Below are 24,908 nucleotides of genomic sequence, written 5' to 3'. Positions count from 1 at the left end.
TAACTGCAGTTCGTTGGCCAGTTCTGCCCATGATCGGTAAGCGTTCCCAGGAGGGCACTGTCGGTTCAGCTTGACGTCTTGGAGTTCCACGGGAGCAGATCGTCGATGGCGCTCTGTGGGTGACCATTGGCGATCGCTGTGAGGGTTGCCTTGAGATAGGCGAAGGGCTCGACGCCGTTGATCTTGCAGGTTTCGATCAGTGAGGCGATGCGGCCCCAGGCGATACCACCCTCGTCATGCCCAGCGAAGAGGGCGTTTTTCCGATTGAGGGTGATGGGGCGGATCAGGTTTTCGACGCGGTTGTTGTCGATCTCGACGCGCCCATCGGCCAAGAAGGTCTGCAGTCCGTCCCAGTGATTGTGGATGTAAGTCAGCTTTTCACCCAGCCGGGATTTGGCGGAGATCTTGCGGCGCTCAGCCTCCAGCCATTCACCGAATGCTGCGACCAGCGGGGCACTGCGGGCCTGACGGGCAGACAATCGCTGGCCGGGGGAGATGCCACGAATGTCAGCTTCGACGATATAGATTTCAGCGATGCGGCGCAGGCCTTCGGCGGCGATCTCTGAGCCATCGCGGTCAAAGACTTCCTTCAGCTTGCGGCGCGCATGCGCCCAGCAATGGGCCACCCGAATGGGGGCACCGCCCTTGCGCGTGGGTTTGGTCAGCCGGTTATAGCCCTGATAGCCGTCGATCTGCAGGATGCCGTCGAAGCCTGTCAGGAAGGTTTCGGCATTCGCGCCCGCCCGACCGGGGGCATAGAAGTAAACCACACCGGGCGGATCTTCACCGCCCCATGGTCGGTCATCGCGGGCCAGTGCCCAGAGATAGCCAGTTTTGGTTTTACCGCGCCCCGGATCCAGCACCGGGGCCGTGGTTTCGTCCATGAACAGTTTGTTGGATCGTTTCAGGTGTTCGGCCAGCCGGTCGACGACGGGCTTGAGGTGGAAGGCCGCCTTGCCGACCCAGTCCGCCAGCACAGCGCGGTGCAGATCAAGACCCGCACGCGCCAGGATCTGGCTTTGGCGGTATAATGGCAGATGATCCGCATACTTGCTGACCAGCACATTGGCGATGGTGGCCTCGGTCGGCAGGGCACCCATGATCAGATGCGATGGTGCGGGAGCCTGGGTCACGCCGTCGGTGCAGGTCCGGCAGGCGTATTTCGGGCGCACGGTGACAATGACGCGCAACTGCGCCGGCACGATGTCCAGCCGCTCACTGCGGTCTTCCCCGATCTTGTGCATGACGCCGCAGCCGCAAGGGCAGCTCAGGCTGTCAGGTTCGATGACTTCTTCGATGCGCGGCAGTGCGGCCGGTAGATTGCCGATGGTGCGCTTTGGCGCAGATTTGGTTGTCGTCTTGTCACCTGTCTGAGCGGCCAGTTGGTCCTTCTGCACCTCGACCTCAGCCAGGGCGATGGACAGATCCTCGAACGCCAGCTGCCGCTCATCCTCGGTCAGCTTTTCCGACCGTTTGCCATGTAGGGCATGGTTCAGCTCCGCAATCAGGTGCTCTTGCCGTTGGGTGATTTCCGTAAGCGCCGCTACCTTTTCCATCAACGCCAAAACCGCCGCACGCTGCGCAGCAGGGATGGTGGATAGGTCAATGGCGGGTGTCGTGATCATGCCATCAGGATACGATAAAACCCCATTAAAAACACACAAAAGACAGCGGTTGATTCACTCTGCCGCAGCAGGTGGGCGCATCTCCAGAGCCTTGACCTTGCGCCAGTCCAGACCGGCAAACAGGGCCTCGAACTGGGCGTGGTTCAGCGCCATCATCCCGTCCTTGATCGCCGGCCAGGTGAAGGTCGCTTCTTCCAGCCGCTTATAAGCCATCACCAATCCGGTGCCGTCCCAATACAAAAGCTTCAGCCGATCCGCCCGGCGCGAGCGGAACACAAAAACCGTGCCGGTGAACGGATCCTTGCGCAGCACCGACGACACGATCGACGCCAGCCCATCATGACCTTTCCTGAAGTCCACAGGCTGCGTCGAGACCAGAACCCGCACACGGTTTGATGGGAACATCATGGCTGACCCTCGATTGCCCGCACGATCTCGGCAACCCGGGTCGAACTGGTCGTGCCATCGAGCCGGACTGTCACACGACCAATCGCAATCTCGATGGAGGTATGGGATGACTCGTCAGGCTTCGCGGACCGCCCCGCAACGGCCGACATATGCGCACAGCCGCCACCATCCGAGACTACGAGTGGCGCAAAACTAAAGGCGTCGTCATCGCCCGCAGGCAAAACCAACCGGCCATCGCGTGCTTGACTCCGCCATTCCGACAAATGGTTCGCCCGAAGCCCATACCGCGCCGCAACTGCATTCACGCTCACGCCCGGCTGCAAACTCTCAGCCACGATCCGTGCTTTGACCTCATTGGGCCACCGCTTCTGGCCATTGGCCCGTATCTCCACCCCGTAGTCCATGAGAAACTCTACCGTAGTCGCCATCGCGAAACTCCCGCCCAATATCCGTCAGAAACGGAGTCGCAGCTCAGGCGAAAACTGGGAAGGTGTTGTCCAGGCAACGCTTACCATGATCGCGTGAAATCACTGCCCGCGATCGCGTGAAACAGGTGCCCACCTTCCCATGAAATCGCTGCCCACGATCAGCTGAAATCAGTGCCCGCCATCATGCGAAACGCGCAGGATGCCCAGCTTATTGGCTTTATTGGCATAGCTCTTCTCAAAGACATTGGTCGTGAAAGTAAGAACGCCGACCGGTAGCGCGTGCAGAAGTGCTTCGCAGCGTTCTAAGGAGGCTGCGTTTAGCGAATGTTTCGTGACGGGCCCGAGGGGATCAAAGGCTGTATTAGCGCCGACAATTACATCGCAATAACCGGCGCGTCGCATGCGACCAAAACCCGAGACCTGCAATTTCCCCTGGGGGTGGGCGCTAACTATAGAACCAGTGGGCTACAGCACACGCGATATTGGTTAAATCTACTCAGATAATCGTAAACTCACTTTATCAACCACATACTTACATGACAGCATGACCGATAATGGTGGGTCAAAGCAGCATCTAGTCGGTGTCGTTGGGCCGCTCTTCCATTTCTGTCTCCCTGTCCGGATCGAAACGATCAGCTTGGCGAATACCTTCAGCGAACGCGTTAAAAATGGCCTCCGTCGTCCTGAAAATAGGCTTGATCCGGAAATGCTCGGCGACATCTAAGCGAATACTTTCAGTAGACTTGGCCTCGGGGTTGCCAACCGCCCAAGTTCGACCTGGATGTATCGTGTCCCATGGCGACTTGTTGTTTGCGCGGGTGGTCGCTGCGTCACCATGCTTGCCGATCCCGAAAAGTATCTTGGTCTCGTTGTTCCATATCGGCCAGAACAGACGGATCAGATGGTTTTCGGCAGCGGCTTGGTAACCACTCTGCACGGCCAAGGCTCGGCATTCGAAGTCCTTGAGGTCGATGCCCGCCACTTTCTCTATGTTTTTACGATGCTCATTCAATCTACCAAAGAGTTTTGTCTCTTGTTCTACGACAGTTTTGGCACCGGTCGGAGGATCAGCTTTCCCAACGTAGATCGGGGTTTCGGTGCCGGAGATCGGCGCGTAAATATCCGCAGGCCCTTTATAGTATATCGCATACACGCCTGAACCGTAGAACGGCGTGATCGCTCCAAGCGGTAATCGTTCTTGTGATAGCAGAGCCAAGGCCACAAAATGCCCAATCAATCGCGGTTCCGAGGGATCGAAAAACGCATCCGGCAATCTTATCGGATCAATGTTCCGCTCCAGCTTGCGTAGCGCGTCCTTCATATCGGTGATGGCCGCCAGAACGCGCTTACGCGAAGGTGGAGTCAGCTCCGCTACCCGAACCATTTCTGCGAACTGCTCCAAGGCAGCAGCTGTCTCATCCGCTTTTTTGAGCTCGGGTCGGCGTGCCATCGCTAAGCGACCTCGGACTCGTTCAGCCTGGCAGCAACGCTCTCGCCGACAACTCGCGCAAGCTCCGCTGGAACGGCGTTCCCCAGTTGTCGCATGCATTCAGTCCATGCGCCGTGGAATTTGTACCCATCTGGAAACGTTTGGATTCTAGCGCCTTCGCGGACCGTGAAGTATCGAACCGAGCCATCGGCCCTGCGCAGCATGTTCTCTCCGCCGGGCACGCCGTGAACTCCCGCCTTAAGAGTTTTTGCTGGCTCGTCAAGATAGCTCCCGGTATGGCCTGGATAGGCCTTCGCGTTTGGCTGAAAACGATGATCCGAGACCATTTGCGAAGTTTTTGCTCTCTCCGGGTCCGGCAGATCTCCGATCGCGTCCCGCGTCGTGCGCCACGGCAGACTTTCTGGTTTTTCTTCGACAGATAGGCGCTTCGACAACTGCAGCGCCCGCCCTTCGAGAACCCGGTCTTTCTTGGCAACGCTGTGACGCTCCCAGTAGCCACCGAACATCTGATCCCAAACGAGCGCGTTCTGCGTGAAGTCGCCCGGCCCAAATGACCACCGCGCGTCCACATCGTCACGGAACCCAACAAACAGCACGCGCTCACGTTTTTGCGGCACACCGTAATTTGCCGAGTTGAGTAGCTTTGTAACCACCTGATAATGGAGTCCCGGACGTCTCGTCGAGGTATGGTGTTGCTCAAGGCGGCAAAGGTGCTCCTGCCACTCCTCATCAGGTCGAGCCACGAGTTCAGGGTGCTCCATCTGGAGTTTCACATATTCAAAATAGCTAAGGAACGATGCCCGGGTTAGTCCTTTCACATTTTCGAAGACGAACGCACGAGGGCGAGCTTCCCGAAGCGCGCGCACAGCCTGCGGAAACATGTCCCGAGCGTCATCGTATGCACGATGTCGGCCTCCCAAGCTGAACGGCTGACAGGGTGGACCGCCGGAGATCAGATCGAGCTTTCCCGCAAACTGCATAAAATCGACCTTGCGGACGTCGCCCTCGACGACGCGCCATGGACGCTCTCCCTTTGGCCGACGATCATCACCAAGAATTCGGTGGTTGTCGCGAAGAGTATCGCAGCACCATTTGTTGTACTCGACAACCATTTGCGGAACGAAACCCGCCTGCGCGAGTCCTATCCCAAGTCCGCCTGCACCCGCGAAGAGCTCCACCGATTTTCGGAACAAGGGCTTGGCAGGCTGTTTGCTCGACATGATGCTCCTCCTGCAGGGCTTTTCGTCGACTTAGAACAAAATCCCCGTCAAGTATCAAGAACAGATTGACAACATCTGGTTAAGGTTCGAGCCGCGACCCCCACAGATTGACCGAACCTAACAGCAGGTAGGCCTTGCCTCAAGGGGGGGGCGAATTCAGCGTTCTACCCTGATAAGTAGTAGATAGTTCGCCGGCCCTTCGGCATAGAGTTTGACGTAAAACCAAACCTGCCTTGAATTCATGTATAACCATAAAGGAAAATAGGGGGCTCATGCCCCCTTCTCGAACTTCATGACCGGGATGCCGAGCTTCTTGGCTTTGTCGGCAAGGTTCTCCTGGATACCGGTTCCTGGGAAGACGAGGACACCCACGGGCAGCACATCCAGCATCGCGTCGTTGCGCTTGAAGGGGGCTGCTTTGGCGTGCTTGGTCCAGTCAGGCCTGAAAGTGACCTGCGTGACGCCCCGGGCTTCGGCCCATTTGGCCGCGATGAGTTCCGCGCCCTTGGGGCTTCCACCGTGCAGAAGCACCATATCGGGATGTTTGGTCTTCACCTGATCGAGCTTACCCCAAATCAGGCGGTGATCGTTGAAGTCGGTTCCACCGGTGAGGGCGACTTTGGGGCCTGCGGGGAGCATCACCTCGGTTTCCGCGCGGCGCTTGGCGGCCAGGAAATCGCGGCTGTCGATGAGCGCCGCGGTCATGTGCTGGCGGTTCACCATCGAGCCCGTGCGGGGGCGCCAGGTCGATCCCGTGTGATGGACAAACTCGGTGGCGGCGTGATCGCGCATCATGTCCATGCAGTTGCGTCGTTCGATCAGCGTCAGGCCTTCGGCCGTCAGGCGCTCGAGTTCGGTGGATTTCACCTCCGAGCCGTCCTGCTCGCGCTGAAGGCGGCGCTGCGCCTGTTCGTTCTCATCAAGCGACCGCTCAACCCTCGCCGTGGCGCGGTGGAAGAGGTTGACCTGGCCCCAGAGCACCTCTTCGAGGTCGGGTTCCATGCGGGTGTCTTCCAGGGTCGCAACGAGGGCATCGAAGATGTCTGCGACGGCGACCGCAAGGCGCTGCCCATCGGGCATCGGGCGCGGATCGGGCTCATCAAAGGGACGGAAGCCATAAAGCTGCAACTCGTCGAGCGCATGGGCGGTCTGGGATGCGGTGTGGGCGGGTTCATACGCGTCGTCGTGGGTGTGGATCGTCATCTGTTCTTGCCTCCGGGCCTGTCTCGTCCGCACGTCATCCCGTGCGGCCTTCGTGGGCAGCGAAAGCCGTCACTGGGGACGCCCCCTCACCCCGCCTTCGGGGCCGGAACGCATGTGGAGGAGGGCGGCAGGCAAGCTATTTGTTTCGCGATGCAAAGCGGGGGCTCGTCCCCCGCGGCGGAAATAGCTTGCCTGCCGCCCTTGATGGGGCGTCCTCTTTGACGGCCGCCTGCCCATCTCTTGAAGGCCGCTCGGGTGTCGGGTGGATGAGATTTACCCGGGAAGAGGCAAAGGTGATGATCCACACCCGCGACAGGACTGCAGGACCCCTACCCCCCCTCTGCCCCTGACCGCCCCCTGCGCGATGCTGCTCAGCCTGACAGGCGCTGCCGATCCTCAAGCCCGATCTGCCCTGCCAGATGCTGGCGCAGCGCCTCTTTGCCGGTCGCCCGGAGATCATCGTTGAAATCCCCGAGCAGCGGTTCCAACACCCGAACGGCAATCCCGACCTCGGTTGCTCTGGCGCTCAACCTCTCTGCCGCGCGTTGCCCGGCCGGATCGCGGTCTATGGCGATGTAAAGGCGCTGCAGCCCCTCCGGCAACTGGACCGCCCCGAGGTGACCCGACGAGAGAGCCGCCCAGACAGGAAGGCCAGGGGCCGCCTCGGACAGGGACAGCATGGTCTCGATGCCTTCGCCGACCACAAGGATGTCCTCAAGCGGGGTCAGCCTGACTGCATTGCCCAGGAGGTGACCCATGGCCCGCCGCTGCGTCTCGACCTCCGCCTTCCCCTGTCCGTCAGGTGCCAACCAAGTGCGATGCACACCCTGCAAGGCCCCTGTCCCATCGGTGACCGCAGCTATCAGCGCCGGTCTGGGGATGCTCCGGGTCTGGCCCTCATCCCGATGCCAGCACTTCGGTTGGAAGCGCAGCGCGCTCATCGTGCCGCCTTGGGTGATGCCCCGGGCGCGAAGGTAAGTGTCAGCAAGCGTGCCTGCGACCGGCACCGAGGCTGCAAACAATCGCGCCGCCGCCGCTGGTGTGCCGCCGGGGGGTTTGGCCTTCTTCGGCACTGGCGTATTCGGGAGGACCGGCTGGGGACGGCCAAGATGCGCCCGGGCCTCGGCCAGAAGATCGGGAAAGCGGGAGATCCCGGTTCGCTCGCGGATGATGTCGAGGAGATCGCCATGCAGTCCGACAGCCGCGTCCTGCCATTTGCCACGGGCTCCCGGTCCTGATGTGGGTCCAGTCAGCCGCACGAAGAGCGACCGGCCGGGGTTGTTCTGCAAATCGCCGACGATCCAGTAGGACCCTTCCCGCCGTCCGGCGGGAAGGTAGGCGCGACACACGCTCTCTGCGTTCTCCGCCAGAGCACGGATCACATCTTCAGTCTCGGAATACATGGCTCAGGACCCTCCACGCGCATGTAGTCCTGTCACGAGACAACGTGCAAGCAGACGATCAAGCACTGCGATGCCGCTGGAGTCTGCTGGGCAGAAGAGCCGCAGCTTCCAGGCGATGATCTCCGAGAAGAACCCATCTGCCTTGAGCCGGTCCTTGGCGGCACCCAAAAAGCCCGACAGCTCGATCCGGTTGACGCCCATGACGCGCGAGCGGTGCAGCTCCATCCCTTCGGCCAAGCGCACGACCGTCTTGCCCTCCAGAACAAGGGCATGGACCTGCGCCGCCGTGAGCTTCGGCGCATCGGCGGCAAGTGTGGTCGCGACCCACGACGGCGAAACGCGGCGACCGATGATGCGCTGACCGTCATCGGTTTGTAGTCGGTAGACGCGGGTTTCGTCCTGTGGGAGCTGCTTCCAGATCGGCAACAGTAGGCCAGCGACGATGTGCAGCGTTGCTTCCGAAAACTCCGGCACCTCGGCCAGTTCCGCAGTCCAGGCGGCGGTGAAGGCCGCGCGGTCGGCCTCCAGCCAGTGGGTGTCCTCCATCATCCTGGCAGAGACCGTGCTCGACTCCATCGGGCGGATCAGCCGCAGGCGGGGTTCGATGGTGCCGTCATCCAGCATCAGGCTGGTGGCGAGCACCTGCACCGCCGCCCGGCCAGAGCGGCTGTTGACCAGAAGCCGGGCCTTCGGGTCATCGAGCCAGTCGAGCGCATCCGCCAGTGACAGCGGTGTATTGCGCTGCTTTTGCGCGATGCTCAGCAGCTGGGTTTCCGCGCCGGAGCCGGGATGGGTGTAGATCACCCGTGCGTCCGTCACCTGAAAGCTCTCGGCGCGCAGCGTCTCCAACCCCAGATCATAGACCCCGGCTGCGATGGCCCCCTCGATCCGCTGCGCCAGCAGTTCCTCGAAAGCGGTGAACAGAGTGCCCTGCATATGAATCGTCAGCGCCAGCAGCCGATTGAGGAAGGTCGTAATGGGGGGCAGGTCGTCTTTGAGACCGTTGTCATCGGTGAGGCTGAGGCCCGTCGCATCCTCGAAAGCTACAAGTGAACAGCCCGGCACATCGCCACGATAGATCCGGCGGTAGAGCTGGCGCAGGGCATCGCGGGCATAGGGCGATTCCAGATTATCCTCGGGACGAAACAGTCCCTGCCCGCCAGTCTGGCGCTGGCCGCGGGTGATCGCCCCAAGCGTGTCGAGGCGTCGCGCGATGGTCGACAGGAACCGCTTCTCCGCTTTCACATCCGTAGCCACAGGTCGGAACAAGGGCGGCTGCGCTTGATTGGTGCGGTTGGTGCGGCCCAGACCCTGAATGGCCGCGTCGGCTTTCCAGCCGGGTTCCAGAAGGTAATGGACCCGCAAGCGCTGGTTCTTGGCTCCAAGATCGGCGTGATAGCTGCGCCCGGTGCCGCCGGCATCCGAGAAGATCAGGATGCGCTTATGGTCATCCATGAAGGCGGCGGTTTCCGCCAGGTTGGCAGAGCCCGCCCGGCTTTCCACAACGAGGCGCGCGGCATGCCCCTCGCCCTTACGCACGATCCGGCGCGAGCGGCCCGTCACTTCCGCCACCAGATCAGTGCCGAAGCGTTGGACGATCTGATCCAGCGCGCCGGGCACCGGCGGCAGCGAGGCCAGATGCTCGATCAGCGCGTCGCGCCTGCGCGCAGCTTCGCGACATTCCACCAGCTGGCCGTCGTGCGCGACGGGCCGCGAGGAGAGGTTGCCTTCGCTATCGGTGAAGGGCTCATAGAGCTGCACCGGGAAGGAATGGGCGAGGTAGTCCAGACAAGCCTCTCTTGGCGTGATATCCACCCGCACATCGTTCCACTCGTCCGTGGGGATGTCCGACAGGCGGCGCTCCATCAGCGCCTCGCCTGTCGAGACGATCTGGATGACGGCCGCGTGGCCTGCGGCGAGATCGGCGTCGATGGCAGCGATCAGGGTCGGGGTTTTCATCGAGGTGAGCAGATGGCCGAAGAAGCGCTGCTTGGCGGACTCGAATGCGGAGCGTGCTGCAGATTTGGCCTGGCGGTTCAGCGTGCCGCTGTCACCCGTGATGTTGGCCGCTTCCATGGCGGCCGTGAGATTGTTGTGGATGATGGCTAATCGCGAGGACGCGATAATGCGAAGGAACGCGGCGCCATCGCTATTGTTCGGGGATTTGAGGGCTACGTCCTTCACATTATCTCTCCTTGGTTTGGGGTCAGAGGGTATCGAGCCAGGCGAGCAGGTCCGCGTCACGTTTCCATCGCGCGGGTCGATTTCCTGCTGTCGGAACGCCGACCTGTTCGAGCGCCTTTCGCTTGGTTTCGAGATTGGCCTGGGCGTAGTGGTTGGTCGTGTCGAGACTGACATGTCCCAGCCAGCTTCGGATGACGGTGATGTCGACGCCCGCCGCGACGAGGTGGACGGCCGTTGCGTGTCGGAAGCTGTGCGGCGTCACATGCTTCGAACGAAGCGTGGGTGTCGTTTTCGCCGCCGCCGCGACGTAGGCCGCCAGCTTGTACCGCACGCCCGAGGCTCCCAGTGGTTCGCCGTAGCGATTGACGAAGATGCGCTCATCGGGTGCGCGCGGCTGCCGCTCCAGCAGTTTCTTCAGCAACGTCACAGTTTCCGGCCAGAGCGGGCAGATACGTTCCTTTCGGCCCTTTCCGTAAAGACGCACGCAATACGGTGCTTCGAACCGGATCGCCTTGGGACAGAGATCGAGCGCCTCTTGGATGCGTGCACCACTATTATAGAGCAGCGACAGCAGCACATGGTCTCGCATCCCTTCGATCGTCGATCGGTTCGGCTGCGCGAGGATGGCCTCGACCTCTCCCGGTTCAAGGTAGCAGGGTGCGGCAGAGGGTTTGCGCTTGAGCGGGATCGTGAGGACCTCGGCGCATTGGGCGACATATTCGGGGCTCTTGTCCGCCACGAAGCTGAAGAAGCTGCGGATCGCGGCAAGCCGACAGTTGCGCGTGCCGATCGTGCCCTTGCGACCATGCTCAGCATGGTTGAGGAACGCGCGCACCTCGCTGGCGGAGACGTCCGCCAGGGTGACCCGTGCGACACCAACGCCGTTTCGCTCCGCGACGAACCGGAGCAACAGCCGCCAAGTGTCCCGATAGGACTTGATGGTATGGATCGAGGCGCTGCGCTGTTCTGCCAGCCATTCCTGGAAGAAGGCCCGCAACAATTCGGGGAACGGATTGGCCGATTTCACGACAGTGCCTCCCCGTTGAGGCAGGGGGCGCCGACGGCGCGGAACCGCTCGCTGGCTTCCTGCAGCAGATCCTGCGTGACGGTGATGTAGACCAGCGTGGAGTTGATGTCCCGGTGACCCAGATAGGTCGAGAGGAAGTGCAGCCGGTCCTGCGGGTTGATGCCGATCCGGTACCATTGAAGGATCCGGTTCACGACCATCGAATGCCGCAGGTCATGCACACGCGGCCCCGTCCGCCCGGAGGGCGGCTTGAACCCGGCGCGGCGCATGACGTTGGTGATCATCGTGGTGACCGTCTCCGGGGTGTGATGCCCCTTGAAGTGGTTCTGCCAGAACAGCCCCGATTGCGGGTCCTGCGGAGCGCCAGCGCGCTGCCGCGCATCGAGATAGATGCGTAATTCGGTCATGACGCTGCCCGACAGCGGCAGGATCCTGGTCTTGTAGAACTTCGTTTCCCGGATCGTGATCGTGCCGGATCGAAGGTCGACGTCGCCCAGATCGAGCCGCGCAATCTCACTACGTCGAAGCCCGGCGCAATAGGCCAGCAGGATCATGGTGTAGAGGGTCTTCGGCCGCAGCGGGGCATGCGGCGACGGATAGCGTCGGGCCACATCGAGCATGTGCCGGATGTCGACCGGGCTGAAGATATGCGGTCGCCGGTGCTCCCGCGCCACCTCTCGTTCCGGTCGCGGGTTGAAGCGTTTCGGCGGGATGTTCGGATCGAGCCGGTGTCGCGCCTTTGTCAGGATGCGTCCCAGCTTCTGGCATTCCGCCGCGTGATTGCGGGTGGACTTGGCCGCCGCCCAATGGGACAGCATCGTCTCGAGCGACTCGTCGGCCAGTTCCGGATGCGATTGCAGGAATCGGTCGAACCGCAGCAGCCAGTGAGCTTGCGCTTCGTATTGGTAGCCCCGGTTTCGCATCAGCGCGACATGGTCACGCATGACGCCGCCCAGAACGCTGCCGTAGGGCGCAGGCCGGTACAGCCCGGCGAGTGCCTCGTCGGGATTGGAGGAGGCAAGAGCCCGCCAGATCGGCTTGTTCTGTTTGATGTTGTGCTGCCTGCGAAGCTCTGCGACGGGATTGCCGGGGATCAACTCGTTCTGGACCAGATAGTCGAGGAAGCGGTCAACGATGCAGACTTGGTTCAACAGCGTCGACAATTTCCACCGCGTTGCCATTTCACCCAGCCAGTCCTCGAGCATCTGGCGATCCACTGCTGAGTGCCGGCGCGCAACATCCTCGAAGCTGCGAAGGATAGACCGGTAAGTGTAGCTGCTTCTCTGTCCGAACCGGGACGTGCGGAGAAAGTCCTCGACAACGGTGTGATCGGGATCGTGCCAGGCGCTCATGACAGCACCTCCGAACCGGGCACGTCGAGCGCCACAGCCCGCAAATCTTCGGTGGCAAGTTTGAGATAGGCATTCGTGGACTCGGTCGATCGGTGCCCGAGCACGTCGCCGATGATCTTTTGCGGAACCGACGCCCGTAGTAGTTCAACCGCCCGCGCGTGGCGGAAGACATGTGGCCCCCGTTTCCCAACCGGGGTGACGCCCGCTGCCGCCAGACGTCTTTTGACCATGCCATACAGGTTCGTCATCCGCGTATAGGGCGCGAGGGAGCGGATGAAGACTTCCCGGCTTTCGACTTGCGGGCGCCCGAGGCGCAGATAGTCGAGCACCGCATCGCCGACCGGCGTCAGTAGTGGCATGTAGGAACAGGAGTTGGTCTTGGTGTGACGGATGCGCAGGGATTCCGCGCGCCAGTCGATGTCGTCGAGCCGGAGACTGCAGATTTCGCTCTGACGCAGCCCGTAGATGGCGAGCATCTGCAGAATCGCATGGTCGCGCAGCCCCCTCGGCGACCTGTCCTTTCTGGTGGCCTCCAGAACTATGTCGATCTGGCTGCGGTCCAGGGTCGAGGGAATATCCTCGTAGGCATAGAGCATGGGGCCGATGACCTGTGCACTCAGATCGGTCGGAACTCGCCCTGACTGATGGAGATAGCGCAGCAGTGAACGGAGCCATGCGGCAGAACCCGCGAGCGATATCCGTCGCAGCCCGATGGCGCGCATGTCCATGTAGTGATCGATATCGCGCACGGCCATTGCTGAGAGATCGTCGGCGCCCCTGCGGCCGAAGTACCAGTCCAGAAAGCGCCGCGCCTCCCGGAGCCGTGCGTCGATTGTTTCATCTGCCAGCCCGCGCTCGTCACGCATCCAGGCGCCATATTCACGGCAGATCGCATGCCGAAGCGCTGTATCCGGCGCAATTTCGGCGACCGGTGGCCATGTGCCTTGGGCCAGCCGGAGCAACTTGCAGATCGCCGTACGAGGCACCCCATGCCAACGCGAACTGGGCGGACGGCCATAGCGTGAATGAAAGCAATGGACAGCGTGGCGGAAATACTGATCGACCTGCGATGGCGTTACCAGCGCCACCGGCATGTCGCGCTCGGCCAGGTAGTCCAGGAACCGGCGGGCATAGAGCCGATGGTTGGCCACAACCACGGGATTGTAGTTCTGCTCCGTGAGCGATTGCGAGAGCTCTTCGATCAGCTCGTCGTGCGACTTCAACATGAGTGTCTCCTCAGACGGTTGGAAAGCCGCTGAGGTCTGCAATCAAAATAATGCGCAGCAAAGGTTGCGCCGACACCCAGAAAACAAGGAAAACAACGATAAACCTCGGACACCTTCGCATTATCGCGTCCTCGCGATTACGGACGTTATGCGCAGCTGCGCATAACGTCCGGAAGGCTCCGGCATAGGCATCGTAGATGCCGCGCTGCTCTGGGGTCAGCGCGTGCTCGAGCATTTCGTATTCGACGCCGTCATAGGAAAGCGACCGGGCGGTATAGAGGCCCAAGGACCGCAGGTCGCGGGCAAGCACCTCCATCGCGGCGACGCCACCGGCTTCGATCGCTTCGACAAACTCGGCGCGGGTTGCGAAGGGGAAGTCCTCCCCGCCCCAAAGACCGAGGCGCTGCGCATAGGCGAGGTTATGCACAGAGGTCGCGCCCGTGGCCGAGACATAGACCACGCGGGCATTGGGCAGTTTGTGCTGCAGGCGCAGTCCTGCCCTGCCCTGCTGCGAGGCGGTGACATCGCCGCGCTCGCCTTTCGATCCGGCGGCATTGGCCATGGCATGGCTTTCGTCAAAAAGGATCACCCCGTCGAAATCCACCCCCAGCCAGTCGACGATTTGGTCGACGCGGGACTTTTTCGCGCCCCGCTCCTCGGACCGCAGCGTGGCATAGGTGGTGAACAAGATGCCCTCGGCGAGCGGAATACCCTTGCCTTGGGCAAAGCGCGACAGCGGCGTGACCAGCAAGCGCTCCTGCCCGAGTGCGGACCAGTCGCGCTGCGCATCCTCCAGTAGCTTGTCGCTCTTCGAGATCCAAAGCGCCTTGCGCCGTCCTTGCGCCCAATTGTCGAGCAAGATCCCGGCCGACTGGCGTCCCTTGCCCGCACCGGTGCCGTCGCCAAGGAAGAAGCCACGACGGAATCGGACGGCATCATTGGCGTCCTCAGGTGCAGCCGAGACCATATCGCCGGTCTCATCCACGCACCACGCGCCTGCGAGCTCCGCGCCATGCGCTTCGCCCGCGTAGATTACCGTCTCAAGCTGCGCGTCTGACAGAAGGCCATCACTCAGGACGGCAGCGGGCAGTTTGGGGCGATAGCTGGGTTTTGGGGGCGCGACCGAGGCCATAGCCGCCGATTGCACCAGCTTAGTCGGGTGCGGTTCCGCCCCAGGGATGTCGATCGCCTGCAGGCGGAAGGTCTCATAAATTGCGTCCGATAGGCGCGCGCTGGCACCGTCCTCGGTCGCGTCGCGCAGGCTATAGGCAAGATCCTCAGCATCGATCTGTATTGCGGTGCTTGTGGTGGCTGTTGCGGACGTAGCGTGCGACCTGCCATTGGCGGTTCGCGTGGCATGGGCAGAATTTCCCGAAAAGGGGGAAAGAGAAGTTTGCGCGTGCAATACTGGCGTTTCCAGCGTCAGGCGCGGTGGGACATGGGCAGTGATCAGCGAGAGCAGGCTGGTCACATCAGGGCCTATAGGACGCGTCAGATCAGCGGTGATGCCACCTGCGTCACCACCGCGGCATTTGTCGAACACTGAAATACGCGTCTCGAAACTGGTGCCGTGCTTGGCGAAGGCCGCACCGGACACCGCGCCGGTGAAGACCAGACGCGCGGACTCGGTCAGGCGGGCGAAGGTCTCGGCCCAAGCGGGCGCATCGGGCGCGAAGCCCGCACCGGTGATAGCGACCAGCCGTCCGCCGGGGGCCAGCCGCGCAAGCGCCGAGCGCAGATGCCGGGCTGTCGCCTCGGTGGTGCGGGCGTCGACATTGGCCACCGCCGAGAATGGCGGGTTCATCAGGATGACGCTCGGGCGCAGATCCGCTTCGAGATGATCGTCGATCTGGGCTGCGTCGAAGCAAGTGACAGGCCGGCCCGGAAACAGGCGGCGGAGAAGATCGGCGCGGGTGTCGGCAAGCTCGTTCAGCGCGAGACTGCCGCCCGCGATTTCCGCGAGGATCGCCAGAAGGCCTGTTCCGGCCGATGGCTCGAGAACCAGATCACGCGATGTGATCTGCGCCGCGACAAGTGCCGCAAGCCCCATAGGCAGCGGTGTCGAGAATTGCTGGAAGCGCTCCATCTCTTCAGAGCGCCGGGTATGAGTTGGCAACAGGTTTGATACCTTGGCAAGGATCGGCAGCAAGGCTGTAGGCGATCCAGCCCGGGCCAACAGCGCGCGACCGAATTTCCGCAAGAAGAGGACCAGCGCCACCTCGCAAGCCTCATAGGCCAGCTTCCAGTCCCAGGAGCCTGTCGCATCTGAGCCGCCAAAGGCGTGCTCCATCTCAAGGCGCAGGCGCAGCCCGTCGATTTGGAAGCCCTGTGCCAGGTCGGGTTGCAGAGCTTTAGCAACGGCGATGATCGCTGCAGCAGTGTCTGGGGAGGGGATTGAGGCGACGGGCGTAAGCGCGTGCGCAGGCGCAACGGGGGCGAGGTGGGTCATTTGGAAACTCCGGATGAGGGACAGGATCAGGCCCGGACACCCTCTTTCGGGCACCCTCAGGCCTGACCTTCCCCGGCCCTCCTCTTCCTCTCAGACCCCATGATTTCCTCAGGTGGCTTGCCTTTGTTCCTGTTATGTTCTATTTTGAGAGCCAAGCTAGGAAGGGAGATCCCCGATGGAAAGCACCACTTACGCCCTGCCCGCGACCCCTAAGCAGATCGCCTATGCGCGCGCGCTGGCCCTGCGCAACCAGACGCTTTTGCCGTGGGAGGTTCAGCAAGATCGGCGGTCCCTGAGCGCATGGATTGACGCGCAAGCCAAGCTGAACCCGGGCGCGCAGGACAGCCGCCCGACATCAAAGCAGGTCGCCTTTGCCGAGCGCCTCGCCCGCATCAAGCGCCGCGCCGTGCCGGATGAATGCTTCCGTGACAAGGGGCTGATGTCGAAGTGGATCGACCGGAACAAGTAAAGCTGAGTCCGATGTCCCTGTCGCCTATTCCGCTTTGAAAGCTGAGTTCACCCTGAATGCAATGTCAGCACACCGCTCCATCAAGACGTCAAATGGCTCTGGTGCCGTGGCAAGCAAACCATCTTCAGTCATCCGTCGATAATCGTCCGCGAGTAGGTCAAAGGCGTCACCACTTGGGACCAGTTGAAGATGTCCAGAAATCGCTGCGTCGTAGTTGACTTTTTCGCCATCGGCGGCCTTTTCAGGGAAGAACATCGTCTTATGACGAGCCACTGCGGCGGCGAGCGCCCGATCTTCGTTGGCGGCAGCGGCAATGCCTGCCTCAGCGAGCCTGGAAAGGTCGTGCCAGTGGCGCGAGAAGCGATCACTGCGCAGGCGGTTCTGCAAGCAGAAGACGTGGATCGCTGTCGCCTTCTCCCAGAACGTTCGCTCGGCATGCATGACATGGGGACGCGCCACCGGAAACTCCACGCCTTCAATCGCAGCAGCAGCATCGCAGATAATGTCGCGCGCAGATGCAGGCTCGCCGGTAGAGCGCGCCCCGAATTCCAGCATCACGCTCGGCGAAACATATCCCGTACCTTGAGCGAGGTTGGGATAGTTGATGAACAACTTGTCGCCGTCGAGGCGAAGCTCGGCTTCGATCCCATCCTGCTCGAGGGCTTGCTGCAAGATCGGCTGGACGGTCCCTGCCACCCATTCGGGCAACGCCTTTCGGACCCGCTTTGTCCAACGCCGCTCTTCGCTGGATGAGACTGGCATGGCATCCTCACGACCATCCAGCAAATCCGGGATCAGCGCGCGGATATCAAAGGTCAGATCTACATCTTCGGAAAACCGGTCAATGACCTGATAGGCCTTCGAGAGCGAGGTGCCACCCTTGAAGACAAGGCTGGCACCGATGGGCGATCCGAATAGCTGCTGGATCGCCCAGACAACCCAGACGTCCTTTTCGAGCAGATGGCTTGGCCGCCCAAGCTGATCGGCTGCGACACCAAGCGCATCCAGACGATCGCCAGCGCTGAGGCGGAGGAACGTCTCAGCCATGGACCAGTTTTCCGATCACTCGTGCCAGCCAGGTCGGAAACTGCGGCGCGACAGTGATCAACTCCATCTTCGCTGTGTCCGTGAGCTTGGAACGCAGGATAGGCAGAGCGCCGGTCGCTTGCTCCGGCCCAAGCCAGGCAAGAGCACGCACGACCTGCCCGGAGGTCTTGTTCCCAAGGGTCAATTGCCAGCGCGGCGCGTGGCGCAGCTCGACCACTTGACGGCCAAGGCTGAGTACACGACTTCGACCAGAGGTGAGATAGACCGACTGAACCGGCACCTGCGTCGTCAGGCCCAGGGCATTCGCAGCAGAAGCGCCGCTTGGGACGATCGTCTCGCCCCTCTGTGCAGCAAGCGCCTCGATCGCCTGTTCGGCCGAGGGGCTACGCGGGCCAAAGCGCGTCTGGACCGGGCGCATGTAGATCCCGCGTCCGGCCCGGATCAACTCTCCACGCGCGGCCAAGCGCGACAGGGTCTGATCGACTGCCGCGCGCGAACCGAGGTGCAAAAACCCCTTCGCTGCCAAGGGCACCCCCTCCGGCAACGTTGTTGCGACTTGCATAATGCTTTCAGTCATGCGCTCCATGATCGCTCCTTTGTCAGAAACATAAGCAGTTTTCTGACAGGTTTCAACTCTGCGTTCTCACCCAAACCGCCGCCCCCCTTCCGTGAAGGTGTATTCATCGGCGATGATGCCGTCCTCAACGGACTCGTCCGAGGTAAGGTGGTCGTATTCACTCTGTAGCTGACGGTAGAGCCAGCGGGCGAGATCGCGGATCGCCTCGGTCACAATCTCTTCGGCATCCTGGGTGGGCGGTTGCCAGGTCGGGCTGTCGCGGGTGACGTCCACGGACATGGTGTATTCGTGGTAGTAGCGGCCCCGATGGCTGACCTCAGCAGCAAGCTGGTAAAAGTTGCGCCGCTGGATGGCCTACAGCCGGTCGGCGATACCGTGCAGCGTCGCATCCTGGGGCGCATAGTCCCGGATGCGCGCGGCCGCGCCCTTGGCATGACTGAGATAGCCCTCGAGCGATGCGCCATCCCCTTGGCTCCAGAACCCCGAGAACCAGATGCAGGGCTTTTGACGCGTGCCGCCGCCCATCAGGCGCACGGGCGTGGTTTTAAGACGAATGCCGAGAATATCGCAGATACGCTCGAAATCCTCGTAGACCGCATCCCACCAATCATCATGGGGACCAAGCTCGCGATACCAGCTGCGCGCCTTTTCCTTGGCCGCATCCGAGAGTTCGGGGAACTGGTAGACTGTTGTGCAAATGACCTCAGGCATGTGCGTCCTCCCCATTCAGCGCGGCGGCCAGCCATTCTTGCGTGCTGGTCGCGCCGATCAGTTTGCGCGCGCCTAGATCGATGACATGCGCGCCACCGCCGAAAGCCTCAATGCGTGGCCGTGAGCAGGTCAGGGCGTAGCTGAACCCCCATAGGCTGGTGAGGTCGAGCTCTCCCGCAAGGCGCAGCACGAAACGGATGACCGCCTCAGGATCGCCGCTGTCACCATCGTGGATCCAGAGGGTCGATCCTGAAGAATCGGTCTGGATCGACAAATCAAAGCCGCAACATAGCGCCTCGGTCTCGGAATAGGCGTCGTTGCGCAGAGCGAGAAACGCTTCATAGGCGCGCGCCGCCTTGTCGGGCGTACCGACATCCAGCAGGCAGGAAAAACGGGTGAAATAATCCGCCATTGGGGTCTCCATAAGGAAAGGCCCGACCAATGGCCGGGCGTGTGGGTGTGATGGTGATGGTGATGGTGATGGGTTGGGGAGATCAGGGGGGCGGCGTCAATCCGCGCCCACTGGCGTGGTCTCAGCCTGCAGGTTCGCGTGACTGGCCAGCATGGCGCGGTAGAACCGGTGGCGCGACGCGCGCAACGGGTGCATGCGCCGCAGGCTGGGATGCAGCGCCCGGATCGCCGCGCGCAGCACGGTGCAGGGTGTGGCGCTGACAGCCAGGCCAAGGCGCGCATAGGCCGGGTCCATCAGCGCGCGCCTGTTGGGTGTGGGTTGTAATCCAACAGGTTCGCGCGCGCAGCCGCATCAAGCGAGAGACTCCCATCGGCAGCCGGGGTCGTGCCCGAGGCTGCGCGCAGGTCCTGCAGCACATCGCAGGCCAGCCGCGTGATTGCGTCTGATAGCGGCAGCCTGTGAAGTGCGTCACCCGGAGTATCGGGGTCCAGATCGACATAGGGGATGTCCATATCCGGGCAGGCCACGCGCGTGGCATCGGCGAAGGCCGCGATGCCGGTGATCAGGCAGGTGTTATCATCACAGATGAAACTGGCCGCGACATGGGTGATGCCTGCACCCATCAGATGATCATAAAGCAAGGCCATATTGGCCGCGATCAGTGCGGCAATGCGCGCCTCGTTCGACGCATGGCCGGCATGGATCGCGCGAAAATCCGCGCGGGCGGGGGGCAGTGGGGCCATCAGCGTGGGCTCATTCTGGCGCATGGGTCTCTCCTTGACATAGCTGCGGGTCGACGCGCCCTTGCGAGGGGATGCACTCGGCTCTCCCCCGCAAGGCGCATCTCTCCTCATCCCTCCTCTGTCTCTCGAGCGTCACGCCGCGATCTGCAGCGCCCGGGCGGCAAAAGCGCGCCAGAGCGGGTCGACAAGGCGGGCATCCAGCAGATCGGCACGGTGACGCAGCCGCTGCGCCAATTCAGGCTCGTGCCAGTCAGTGGCGCGGCCAGCCTGGGCACGCAGCTGAACCGCCTCGGTCACAATGGCCCGCGCCTCAAGAGCATTGGCGACAGGGTGGCACCAAGCCACAGCGCCATGACTGGCGGCCCCGGCAAGAACCAGGCGCTGGTCGCAATCAAGGATAGCCAGAAGCTGCGGCGCTGCATCGGGGCCGTTTTCCTCGGCAAGCTCAAACGCCCCCTGCATGGCATCGGCCAGCGTCGCAAACCGGTCAACGACCACGGGGGCAGCAGTGCCCGACATCAGGGCTGCCGGCGTCCGGCGCATCCGCGTCAGCGCGAAAGGCATGTTGGGATCAGGAGCGACAGTCGGGCAATTTGGAACGGGCCCCATCGGACGCGGGCTCGGCTGGATCGGCAGGGGAAGGTCAAACATGGCAATATCTCCGACGGCGTGGGAAGCCTCTCTCCCCGCCTCATCCGTCAAAGACCAAACCGCCGCCCTCTTCCTCGAAGGGGTGACGGCAGCAAGTCTGGTGCCACGATCAGAGCTTGCCGAGGGCCCGCAGGCTCTGCTCCGTTCCGGCACCGACGATGATGTGGTCATGCAGCGTCAGGCCGAGATACTTGCAGCCCTTCTGGATCTCCTTGGTCATGCTGAGATCGGCGTCGGACGGCGTCGGATCGCCCGAAGGGTGGTTGTGGATCAGGATCAGGGCGCTGGCGTTCAGCATCAGGGCCCGCTTGATCACCTCGCGCGGATAGACAGGGACATGATCGACAGTGCCGGTCGACAAAAGCTCATCGGCGATGATGCGGTTCTTGCGGTCGAGATAGAGGACATGGAACCGCTCGATCGGGCCACGCACGGTCAGAGCGCAATAGTCCATCAGCGCCTGCCAGCTGCCGATGACCGGGTTCTGGCTAAGGTAGCGGCCGAGGATGTCGCGTGCCTCGAGAATGACGGTTTCTTCCTGGGGAGTCATGGGTGTCTCGCTAAGATGCGCACGCCGACGCCCCCTGTCCTTTCGGGGCAAAGCCAACGGCGTGCATGTTGAGAAATAGCTGCAGCGACCGCTTCGGTGTCGGGCGATCGCTGCGTGGGGGCTCTGTCAGCCGACCCGGTCGAGGAGCTTCTTGGCGCGCCCTTCCATGTCGAGGCGGGCATCCTGCTGGGTCTTGTCGCGCGCAAGCCGCGTGATGCCCTGCACGAAGTCGAAGATACTCTCGGGCGGGCGGCCTTCTTCCATCAGCACTTTCTCGATGATCTTGCCGGACTCCGCCTTCGAGAAGCCCCGCTTGCGCAGGAAATCCGCGCGATCCTCATCGCTGCGCGCCACGATCTGCTGCCGCGCGGCCTTGATGCCGTTCACAAACCCCTGCGGCGAGGAATTGGCGAAACGCGTCAGCGCCGGGGCCGCCTCATGGGCAAAGCGGGAGGCGGCGTATTTCGAATGCCGGATCCGGATCTCCTGAAAATCCTCGACGCCCCAGAGGTTGCGGTTCTGGCACACTGCCCGCAGGTAGAAGCTCGCCATGCCGAGGGTCTTGGCGCCCACCTCCGAATTCCAGCAGTAAAAGCCCCGGAAGTAGAGGTCGGGAGAGCCGTCCGCCAACTTGCCCGCCTCGATCGGGTTGCGATCATCGACAAGAAACAGGAAGACATCGCGGTCCGAGGCATAGAGCGTGGTCGTGTCGCGGCTGATTTCGACATCGGGGTTATAGACGCCGGTCGACCAGTCGAGCACTCCCGGCACCTTCCACCGCGTGTCGCCCGTGCCGTTGCCCGCGATGCGCTGCACCGCCTCGACCAGCTCGTGGTCGTGGATGCGGCCATAGTCCGGACCGGTGACCGCGCGCAGCTCCGTGCGGCCATCTTCCGTCTCGAAGGTCTTCACTTGCTCGGCGCGGTGGTTGGTCAGACCGTATTGCAGGTTGATCCCCGCCAGCGGCGCGGGCAGTTGCCGCAGGTAGGAGGCCGGCGCGCCGACGATGCTGGCAAGCTGGCCGAAAGCCCAGTGCGTGGGCGCGACAGGCGCCTCGGCTTTCGGCAGCATCAGGTGCAACCGCTCGGGGTTGTCGCGCGCGGCCTCGACGCGGATATCCGCCGTCTGCACCACCCGGCTGCGGCTGCGCTCGGAGCGACCTTTCACATTGGCCCAGAGATCGTCGAGCGAGAGATACCGCTCGTCATCGGGCCGGTTGAACCATTCGGACGACACCCGCCCGTTCCGCTCACCCCGGCTCACATCCACTTTCCAGCCACCAGCCCGCGTCGGCTGCATCGGATCCAGAACTTCTACAACGCCCATCGGCATTCCTCCGTGACAGGCGCGGGGAGCCACTCTCCCAACCCTCAACCCGTCACCGGGAAACCGGCACTCCTCTCACTCTTCAAAAGTCGTGCAATGCAGGACCGAGCTGGTATTCATGCTATTTCGAACCGAAGGTAGCTTTTTGCGCTTACCTCGCGCGCCTTCAGGCGCCACTATGGAGCGTCTTGTGGCGAGAATGCCTCGAACAACCGGACCCACCTATCCACCACATCCGGCGGAATCGTGTTCAATCCCCGTGTCAGCATCCGTTGTTTAACCTTGATCGACAGCGGCACTTTCCAATGTTCGTCAAGTTGCACGCCCTGGGCCTGTGCCCAGGCTTCGATCTGGCCCACAATTGGCAGGCCTGCCTGTACAACGTCCGCGAACCTCTCGTCTGGTTCGCGTTCCATTCGGTCCAGTTCGTCGGCAATGATGTCGAATGGAATCAGGTCTTCGATCTCGGCACGCTCGTAGCCAACGTGGGCTGCGACGCTAAGCACCTTCTCCGGGCTTTCCGCATACAGACCCTGAGCCAGGTTGGCGCGCATCTGTCGGCCAGGTCCATCGTCGTCGAGCAGCATCATCGGAAGCACTTCGTCGCGACCAGTGAGGATGCTGGCCACTACCCGCGCGGTTTTCGTTCCGCCAGACGGTGGGAAGACCAGTTCTCGTTTGGGCGTAATTTTCGCACCGGAGACCAAGAGAGCCTTGATTGCTGTCAGGTAATGCTGATCTGACGGGCCTTCGACCAGCACGGGCCGACAACCAACAAGTAGGCTCTCAGCAACGCTCAGGTTCAGTGCAGAATGGACTGCATACGCCGCTCCTGCCTGCTCATCCCGGCCCTCGCTATGCCGCAGGTTTGGCGTCGCCTTCGTGGTGCCGTCGGCTGCTACATAGACTTTCCGAGCCCGCTCAAGTCGATCCGCGTCGACCAGGAAGGGCGAGTGCGATGTATAGATGATCTGGTTGGTCTGGGACAGACTTTCAAAGAATGCAGAGAGGTCACGTTGGGCAAGCGGGTGCAGCGACACGCCTGGTTCGTCTAGAAGCAGCACCGCCTTTTCGTGGTCGCCTCGGCTTTCGACAAGGAAGACGAGATAGAAACTCAGGAACCACTGCAAACCCGTGCTTCGGTTCTCAAGTTCTACCTCAGTCGGACGCCGGTCGTCAGCAACCCAAATACGAAAGTGATTTCCGTCCGCCTCAAAACGGAAGCGGTAATCTCCTTGCTTCCACCAATCCCGAAAACGAGTGGTCAGAGTTGCGCCAGCGGATTGCAGCAGGATTGAGCGCGTCCGTTTCTGCTCCGCGATTGCGGCAATTTCATCTGCGGTTGGCTCTCGGTTCTGGCCATTCACCTCTTTGAAGTCACGTCCAAGTTCTAGGATTTCCTTTGCCTCCAACTGCACGAAGCTGAATAGCACACGCAGCGTTCTCGCCTTTGCGGCTTCTTTCGCCCCCAAATCCTGTCGCGCGAGGTTCTCAACGACATGCGGCAGGTAGATTTCTGAATCGAGGTTGCCGTAGTTGGAGTAATAGACAAATGGCGGGATTGCGTTCACGACTACTGCTTCAACGCCTTCGACACGGCCTGGTGGCGGTGTCATTAGCACGCGGAGCTGGTCGTCTAGCTCTGACGATAGCTGCCTAACCATCGGGACAATAACACTGGTCTCTGCGGGCTCTTCGGGTATTAGCGCATCGACTGCCTTGATGGCCGCGCGCAACTGAACTGCTCCAAGGTTCTCCGTGTCGGGCAGCGCGTCGGAGGTGGCCCTGAGGCCCTGAACCAACTGAGGCTGCAACTCGGCTTCTTTCCTGAGCGCCTGCGCCGCTTCAACTGCGCCTGCGGCCCCGGTTAGCTTGCCCGCGAGCCACTCCTGCGCAACGGTGGTTATCCGTTGGTGCTTTGGAAATTCGATGTCGTAGTGACCGTCGAAGAAGCGGGTAACACGGACCGTCTCAGCGATCTCAGCCGAGATGCCAGCCGCTTGCGCGATGGCAGCTCCTGAAGCACCGGTATCAAACTCGGCTTCAATGAAGTGGTAGTCGCCCGGCGCGTTGCGGATTTCTCCGAACATCGTTTTGGGATAGTCGGACGTCGGTTGAATCTCACCATCTTGGGCAGGCTTGAGCTTCCAAAGTGGCAGCAGCAAGTTCGTCTTGCCAGACTCGTTGACCCCAATCAGCGCTGTCACGTCGTCGGCCTCAAGCCAACCGCTGTCGGACACGGACCGGAAATTGGAAACTCTGAACCTGGTCAACTTCATATGCGAGCACTCCTAATCAGGCGCAATACTACTGGTTGTGCTGCAGCAAATCAATGCAACAGAATGTGCTGTCACTAACAACAAGAACGCAGGAGGATCGAATGATCTGTACCTACAATGTTTAGTGCCCGGTTACTGCGGCTCAAAGGGTATTTGCGTTTTGTGCTG

Annotated in this window: 21 protein-coding genes and 3 pseudogenes; 1 reads left to right on the top strand and 23 read right to left on the bottom strand. The window is 61.8% G+C overall.

Annotation, left to right across the window (positions count from 1 at the left end; all coding sequences use genetic code 11):
- Window positions 1-65: 65 nt before the first annotated feature.
- From DSM107133_RS23460 to DSM107133_RS23400, 13 genes and pseudogenes are all read right to left on the bottom strand, one after another.
- A complete protein-coding gene (locus DSM107133_RS23460; protein ID WP_114294069.1) occupies window positions 66-1,625 on the bottom strand; it encodes an IS66 family transposase in 1,560 nt (519 codons plus the stop codon).
- 54 nt (window positions 1,626-1,679) lie between these two features.
- Window positions 1,680-2,033 carry an IS66 family insertion sequence element accessory protein TnpB gene (gene tnpB / locus DSM107133_RS23455; protein ID WP_067629907.1) on the bottom strand — a complete coding sequence of 118 codons (354 nt, stop codon included), beginning with the start codon at window positions 2,031-2,033 and terminating at the stop codon, window positions 1,680-1,682.
- Window positions 2,030-2,461 carry a transposase gene (locus DSM107133_RS23450; RefSeq protein WP_114294068.1) on the bottom strand — a complete coding sequence of 144 codons (432 nt, stop codon included), beginning with the start codon at window positions 2,459-2,461 and terminating at the stop codon, window positions 2,030-2,032. Before DSM107133_RS23450 ends, tnpB begins: the two co-directional genes overlap by 4 nt.
- 168 nt (window positions 2,462-2,629) lie before the next feature.
- On the bottom strand, window positions 2,630-2,863 hold the full coding sequence (locus DSM107133_RS23445) for a hypothetical protein (protein ID WP_243253654.1): 234 nt from the start codon (window positions 2,861-2,863) through the stop codon (window positions 2,630-2,632).
- A 172-nt stretch (window positions 2,864-3,035) separates the two neighbouring features.
- Entirely contained in the window at window positions 3,036-3,911 is an 876-nt protein-coding gene (locus DSM107133_RS23440) for an Eco29kI family restriction endonuclease (RefSeq protein WP_205387840.1), read from the bottom strand.
- Between the two features lie 2 nt (window positions 3,912-3,913).
- Window positions 3,914-5,131: a DNA cytosine methyltransferase gene (locus DSM107133_RS23435; protein ID WP_114293917.1), complete on the bottom strand. Its 1,218-nt coding sequence runs from the start codon at window positions 5,129-5,131 to the stop codon at window positions 3,914-3,916.
- Between the two features lie 270 nt (window positions 5,132-5,401).
- Window positions 5,402-6,334: a DUF2493 domain-containing protein gene (locus DSM107133_RS23430; protein ID WP_243253653.1), complete on the bottom strand. Its 933-nt coding sequence runs from the start codon at window positions 6,332-6,334 to the stop codon at window positions 5,402-5,404.
- A 371-nt stretch (window positions 6,335-6,705) separates the two neighbouring features.
- Window positions 6,706-7,737 carry a toprim domain-containing protein gene (locus tag DSM107133_RS23425; RefSeq protein WP_243253652.1) on the bottom strand — a complete coding sequence of 344 codons (1,032 nt, stop codon included), beginning with the start codon at window positions 7,735-7,737 and terminating at the stop codon, window positions 6,706-6,708.
- A 3-nt stretch (window positions 7,738-7,740) separates the two neighbouring features.
- Window positions 7,741-9,843 (bottom strand): annotated as a pseudogene (locus DSM107133_RS23420) (strawberry notch C-terminal domain-containing protein); the annotation flags it as partial.
- A gap of 100 nt (window positions 9,844-9,943) precedes the next feature.
- Window positions 9,944-10,948 carry a tyrosine-type recombinase/integrase gene (locus DSM107133_RS23415; protein WP_114293633.1) on the bottom strand — a complete coding sequence of 335 codons (1,005 nt, stop codon included), beginning with the start codon at window positions 10,946-10,948 and terminating at the stop codon, window positions 9,944-9,946.
- A complete protein-coding gene (locus DSM107133_RS23410) occupies window positions 10,945-12,300 on the bottom strand; it encodes a tyrosine-type recombinase/integrase (protein WP_114293634.1) in 1,356 nt (451 codons plus the stop codon). The genes DSM107133_RS23415 and DSM107133_RS23410 overlap by 4 nt, the downstream gene beginning before the upstream one ends.
- A complete protein-coding gene (locus DSM107133_RS23405) occupies window positions 12,297-13,526 on the bottom strand; it encodes a site-specific integrase (protein ID WP_114293635.1) in 1,230 nt (409 codons plus the stop codon). The genes DSM107133_RS23410 and DSM107133_RS23405 overlap by 4 nt, the downstream gene beginning before the upstream one ends.
- Before the next feature lie 172 nt (window positions 13,527-13,698).
- Window positions 13,699-15,975: pseudogene (locus DSM107133_RS23400) on the bottom strand (strawberry notch-like NTP hydrolase domain-containing protein); the annotation flags it as partial.
- 175 nt (window positions 15,976-16,150) lie between these two features.
- On the opposite strand from DSM107133_RS23400, the gene DSM107133_RS23395 reads away from it, so the two are divergent.
- Entirely contained in the window at window positions 16,151-16,444 is a 294-nt protein-coding gene (locus tag DSM107133_RS23395; protein ID WP_243253651.1) for a hypothetical protein, read from the top strand.
- Between the two features lie 24 nt (window positions 16,445-16,468).
- Here DSM107133_RS23395 and DSM107133_RS23390 read toward each other — a convergent pair whose 3' ends face one another.
- The 10 genes and pseudogenes from DSM107133_RS23390 to DSM107133_RS23345 form a co-directional block, all read right to left on the bottom strand.
- On the bottom strand, window positions 16,469-17,491 hold the full coding sequence (locus DSM107133_RS23390; RefSeq protein ID WP_114294335.1) for a nucleotidyl transferase AbiEii/AbiGii toxin family protein: 1,023 nt from the start codon (window positions 17,489-17,491) through the stop codon (window positions 16,469-16,471).
- On the bottom strand, window positions 17,484-18,077 hold the full coding sequence (locus DSM107133_RS23385) for an AbiEi antitoxin N-terminal domain-containing protein (protein WP_114294337.1): 594 nt from the start codon (window positions 18,075-18,077) through the stop codon (window positions 17,484-17,486). Before DSM107133_RS23385 ends, DSM107133_RS23390 begins: the two co-directional genes overlap by 8 nt.
- Window positions 18,078-18,134: 57 nt before the next feature.
- A pseudogene (locus tag DSM107133_RS23380) lies at window positions 18,135-18,779 on the bottom strand (antitoxin of toxin-antitoxin stability system).
- Complete coding sequence (locus DSM107133_RS23375) at window positions 18,772-19,191, bottom strand: hypothetical protein (protein ID WP_114294339.1); 420 nt, start codon at window positions 19,189-19,191, stop codon at window positions 18,772-18,774. Before DSM107133_RS23375 ends, DSM107133_RS23380 begins: the two are co-directional and overlap by 8 nt.
- A 96-nt stretch (window positions 19,192-19,287) precedes the next feature.
- Window positions 19,288-19,485, bottom strand: a complete 198-nt coding sequence (locus DSM107133_RS23370; RefSeq protein ID WP_114294340.1) for a hypothetical protein — start codon at window positions 19,483-19,485, stop codon at window positions 19,288-19,290.
- On the bottom strand, window positions 19,485-19,958 hold the full coding sequence (locus DSM107133_RS23365; RefSeq protein WP_114294342.1) for a DUF6878 family protein: 474 nt from the start codon (window positions 19,956-19,958) through the stop codon (window positions 19,485-19,487). The genes DSM107133_RS23370 and DSM107133_RS23365 overlap by 1 nt, the downstream gene beginning before the upstream one ends.
- Window positions 19,959-20,066: 108 nt before the next feature.
- On the bottom strand, window positions 20,067-20,585 hold the full coding sequence (locus tag DSM107133_RS23360; protein ID WP_114294344.1) for a DNA repair protein RadC: 519 nt from the start codon (window positions 20,583-20,585) through the stop codon (window positions 20,067-20,069).
- 109 nt (window positions 20,586-20,694) lie between these two features.
- Entirely contained in the window at window positions 20,695-21,135 is a 441-nt protein-coding gene (gene radC, locus DSM107133_RS23355) for a DNA repair protein RadC (protein ID WP_114294346.1), read from the bottom strand.
- A gap of 126 nt (window positions 21,136-21,261) precedes the next feature.
- Window positions 21,262-22,461: a DUF932 domain-containing protein gene (locus DSM107133_RS23350; RefSeq protein WP_114294348.1), complete on the bottom strand. Its 1,200-nt coding sequence runs from the start codon at window positions 22,459-22,461 to the stop codon at window positions 21,262-21,264.
- A 176-nt stretch (window positions 22,462-22,637) separates the two neighbouring features.
- Entirely contained in the window at window positions 22,638-24,701 is a 2,064-nt protein-coding gene (locus DSM107133_RS23345; protein WP_240310585.1) for an AAA family ATPase, read from the bottom strand.
- Window positions 24,702-24,908: the final 207 nt, after the last annotated feature.

This window comes from Pseudosulfitobacter sp. DSM 107133 (assembly GCF_022788695.1).
Lineage (GTDB): Bacteria > Pseudomonadota > Alphaproteobacteria > Rhodobacterales > Rhodobacteraceae > Pseudosulfitobacter.
Note: the sequence above shows the minus strand (reverse complement) of the source record. Positions and strands in the feature narration are given on the sequence as shown.

What these genes read in the sequence shown, in the direction of transcription:
- DSM107133_RS23460 (WP_114294069.1), bottom strand. Translation starts at nt 1,625, where the DNA reads ATGATCACGACACCCGCCATTGACCTATCCACCATCCCTGCTGCGCAG.
- tnpB (WP_067629907.1), bottom strand. Translation starts at nt 2,033, where the DNA reads ATGATGTTCCCATCAAACCGTGTGCGGGTTCTGGTCTCGACGCAGCCT.
- DSM107133_RS23450 (WP_114294068.1), bottom strand. Translation starts at nt 2,461, where the DNA reads ATGGCGACTACGGTAGAGTTTCTCATGGACTACGGGGTGGAGATACGG.
- DSM107133_RS23445 (WP_243253654.1), bottom strand. Translation starts at nt 2,863, where the DNA reads ATGCGACGCGCCGGTTATTGCGATGTAATTGTCGGCGCTAATACAGCC.
- DSM107133_RS23440 (WP_205387840.1), bottom strand. Translation starts at nt 3,911, where the DNA reads ATGGCACGCCGACCCGAGCTCAAAAAAGCGGATGAGACAGCTGCTGCC.
- DSM107133_RS23435 (WP_114293917.1), bottom strand. Translation starts at nt 5,131, where the DNA reads ATGTCGAGCAAACAGCCTGCCAAGCCCTTGTTCCGAAAATCGGTGGAG.
- DSM107133_RS23430 (WP_243253653.1), bottom strand. Translation starts at nt 6,334, where the DNA reads ATGACGATCCACACCCACGACGACGCGTATGAACCCGCCCACACCGCA.
- DSM107133_RS23425 (WP_243253652.1), bottom strand. Translation starts at nt 7,737, where the DNA reads ATGTATTCCGAGACTGAAGATGTGATCCGTGCTCTGGCGGAGAACGCA.
- DSM107133_RS23410 (WP_114293634.1), bottom strand. Translation starts at nt 12,300, where the DNA reads ATGAGCGCCTGGCACGATCCCGATCACACCGTTGTCGAGGACTTTCTC.
- DSM107133_RS23405 (WP_114293635.1), bottom strand. Translation starts at nt 13,526, where the DNA reads ATGTTGAAGTCGCACGACGAGCTGATCGAAGAGCTCTCGCAATCGCTC.
- DSM107133_RS23395 (WP_243253651.1), top strand. Translation starts at nt 16,151, where the DNA reads ATGGAAAGCACCACTTACGCCCTGCCCGCGACCCCTAAGCAGATCGCC.
- DSM107133_RS23390 (WP_114294335.1), bottom strand. Translation starts at nt 17,491, where the DNA reads ATGGCTGAGACGTTCCTCCGCCTCAGCGCTGGCGATCGTCTGGATGCG.
- DSM107133_RS23385 (WP_114294337.1), bottom strand. Translation starts at nt 18,077, where the DNA reads ATGGAGCGCATGACTGAAAGCATTATGCAAGTCGCAACAACGTTGCCG.
- DSM107133_RS23375 (WP_114294339.1), bottom strand. Translation starts at nt 19,191, where the DNA reads ATGGCGGATTATTTCACCCGTTTTTCCTGCCTGCTGGATGTCGGTACG.
- DSM107133_RS23370 (WP_114294340.1), bottom strand. Translation starts at nt 19,485, where the DNA reads ATGGACCCGGCCTATGCGCGCCTTGGCCTGGCTGTCAGCGCCACACCC.
- DSM107133_RS23365 (WP_114294342.1), bottom strand. Translation starts at nt 19,958, where the DNA reads ATGCGCCAGAATGAGCCCACGCTGATGGCCCCACTGCCCCCCGCCCGC.
- DSM107133_RS23360 (WP_114294344.1), bottom strand. Translation starts at nt 20,585, where the DNA reads ATGTTTGACCTTCCCCTGCCGATCCAGCCGAGCCCGCGTCCGATGGGG.
- radC (WP_114294346.1), bottom strand. Translation starts at nt 21,135, where the DNA reads ATGACTCCCCAGGAAGAAACCGTCATTCTCGAGGCACGCGACATCCTC.
- DSM107133_RS23350 (WP_114294348.1), bottom strand. Translation starts at nt 22,461, where the DNA reads ATGGGCGTTGTAGAAGTTCTGGATCCGATGCAGCCGACGCGGGCTGGT.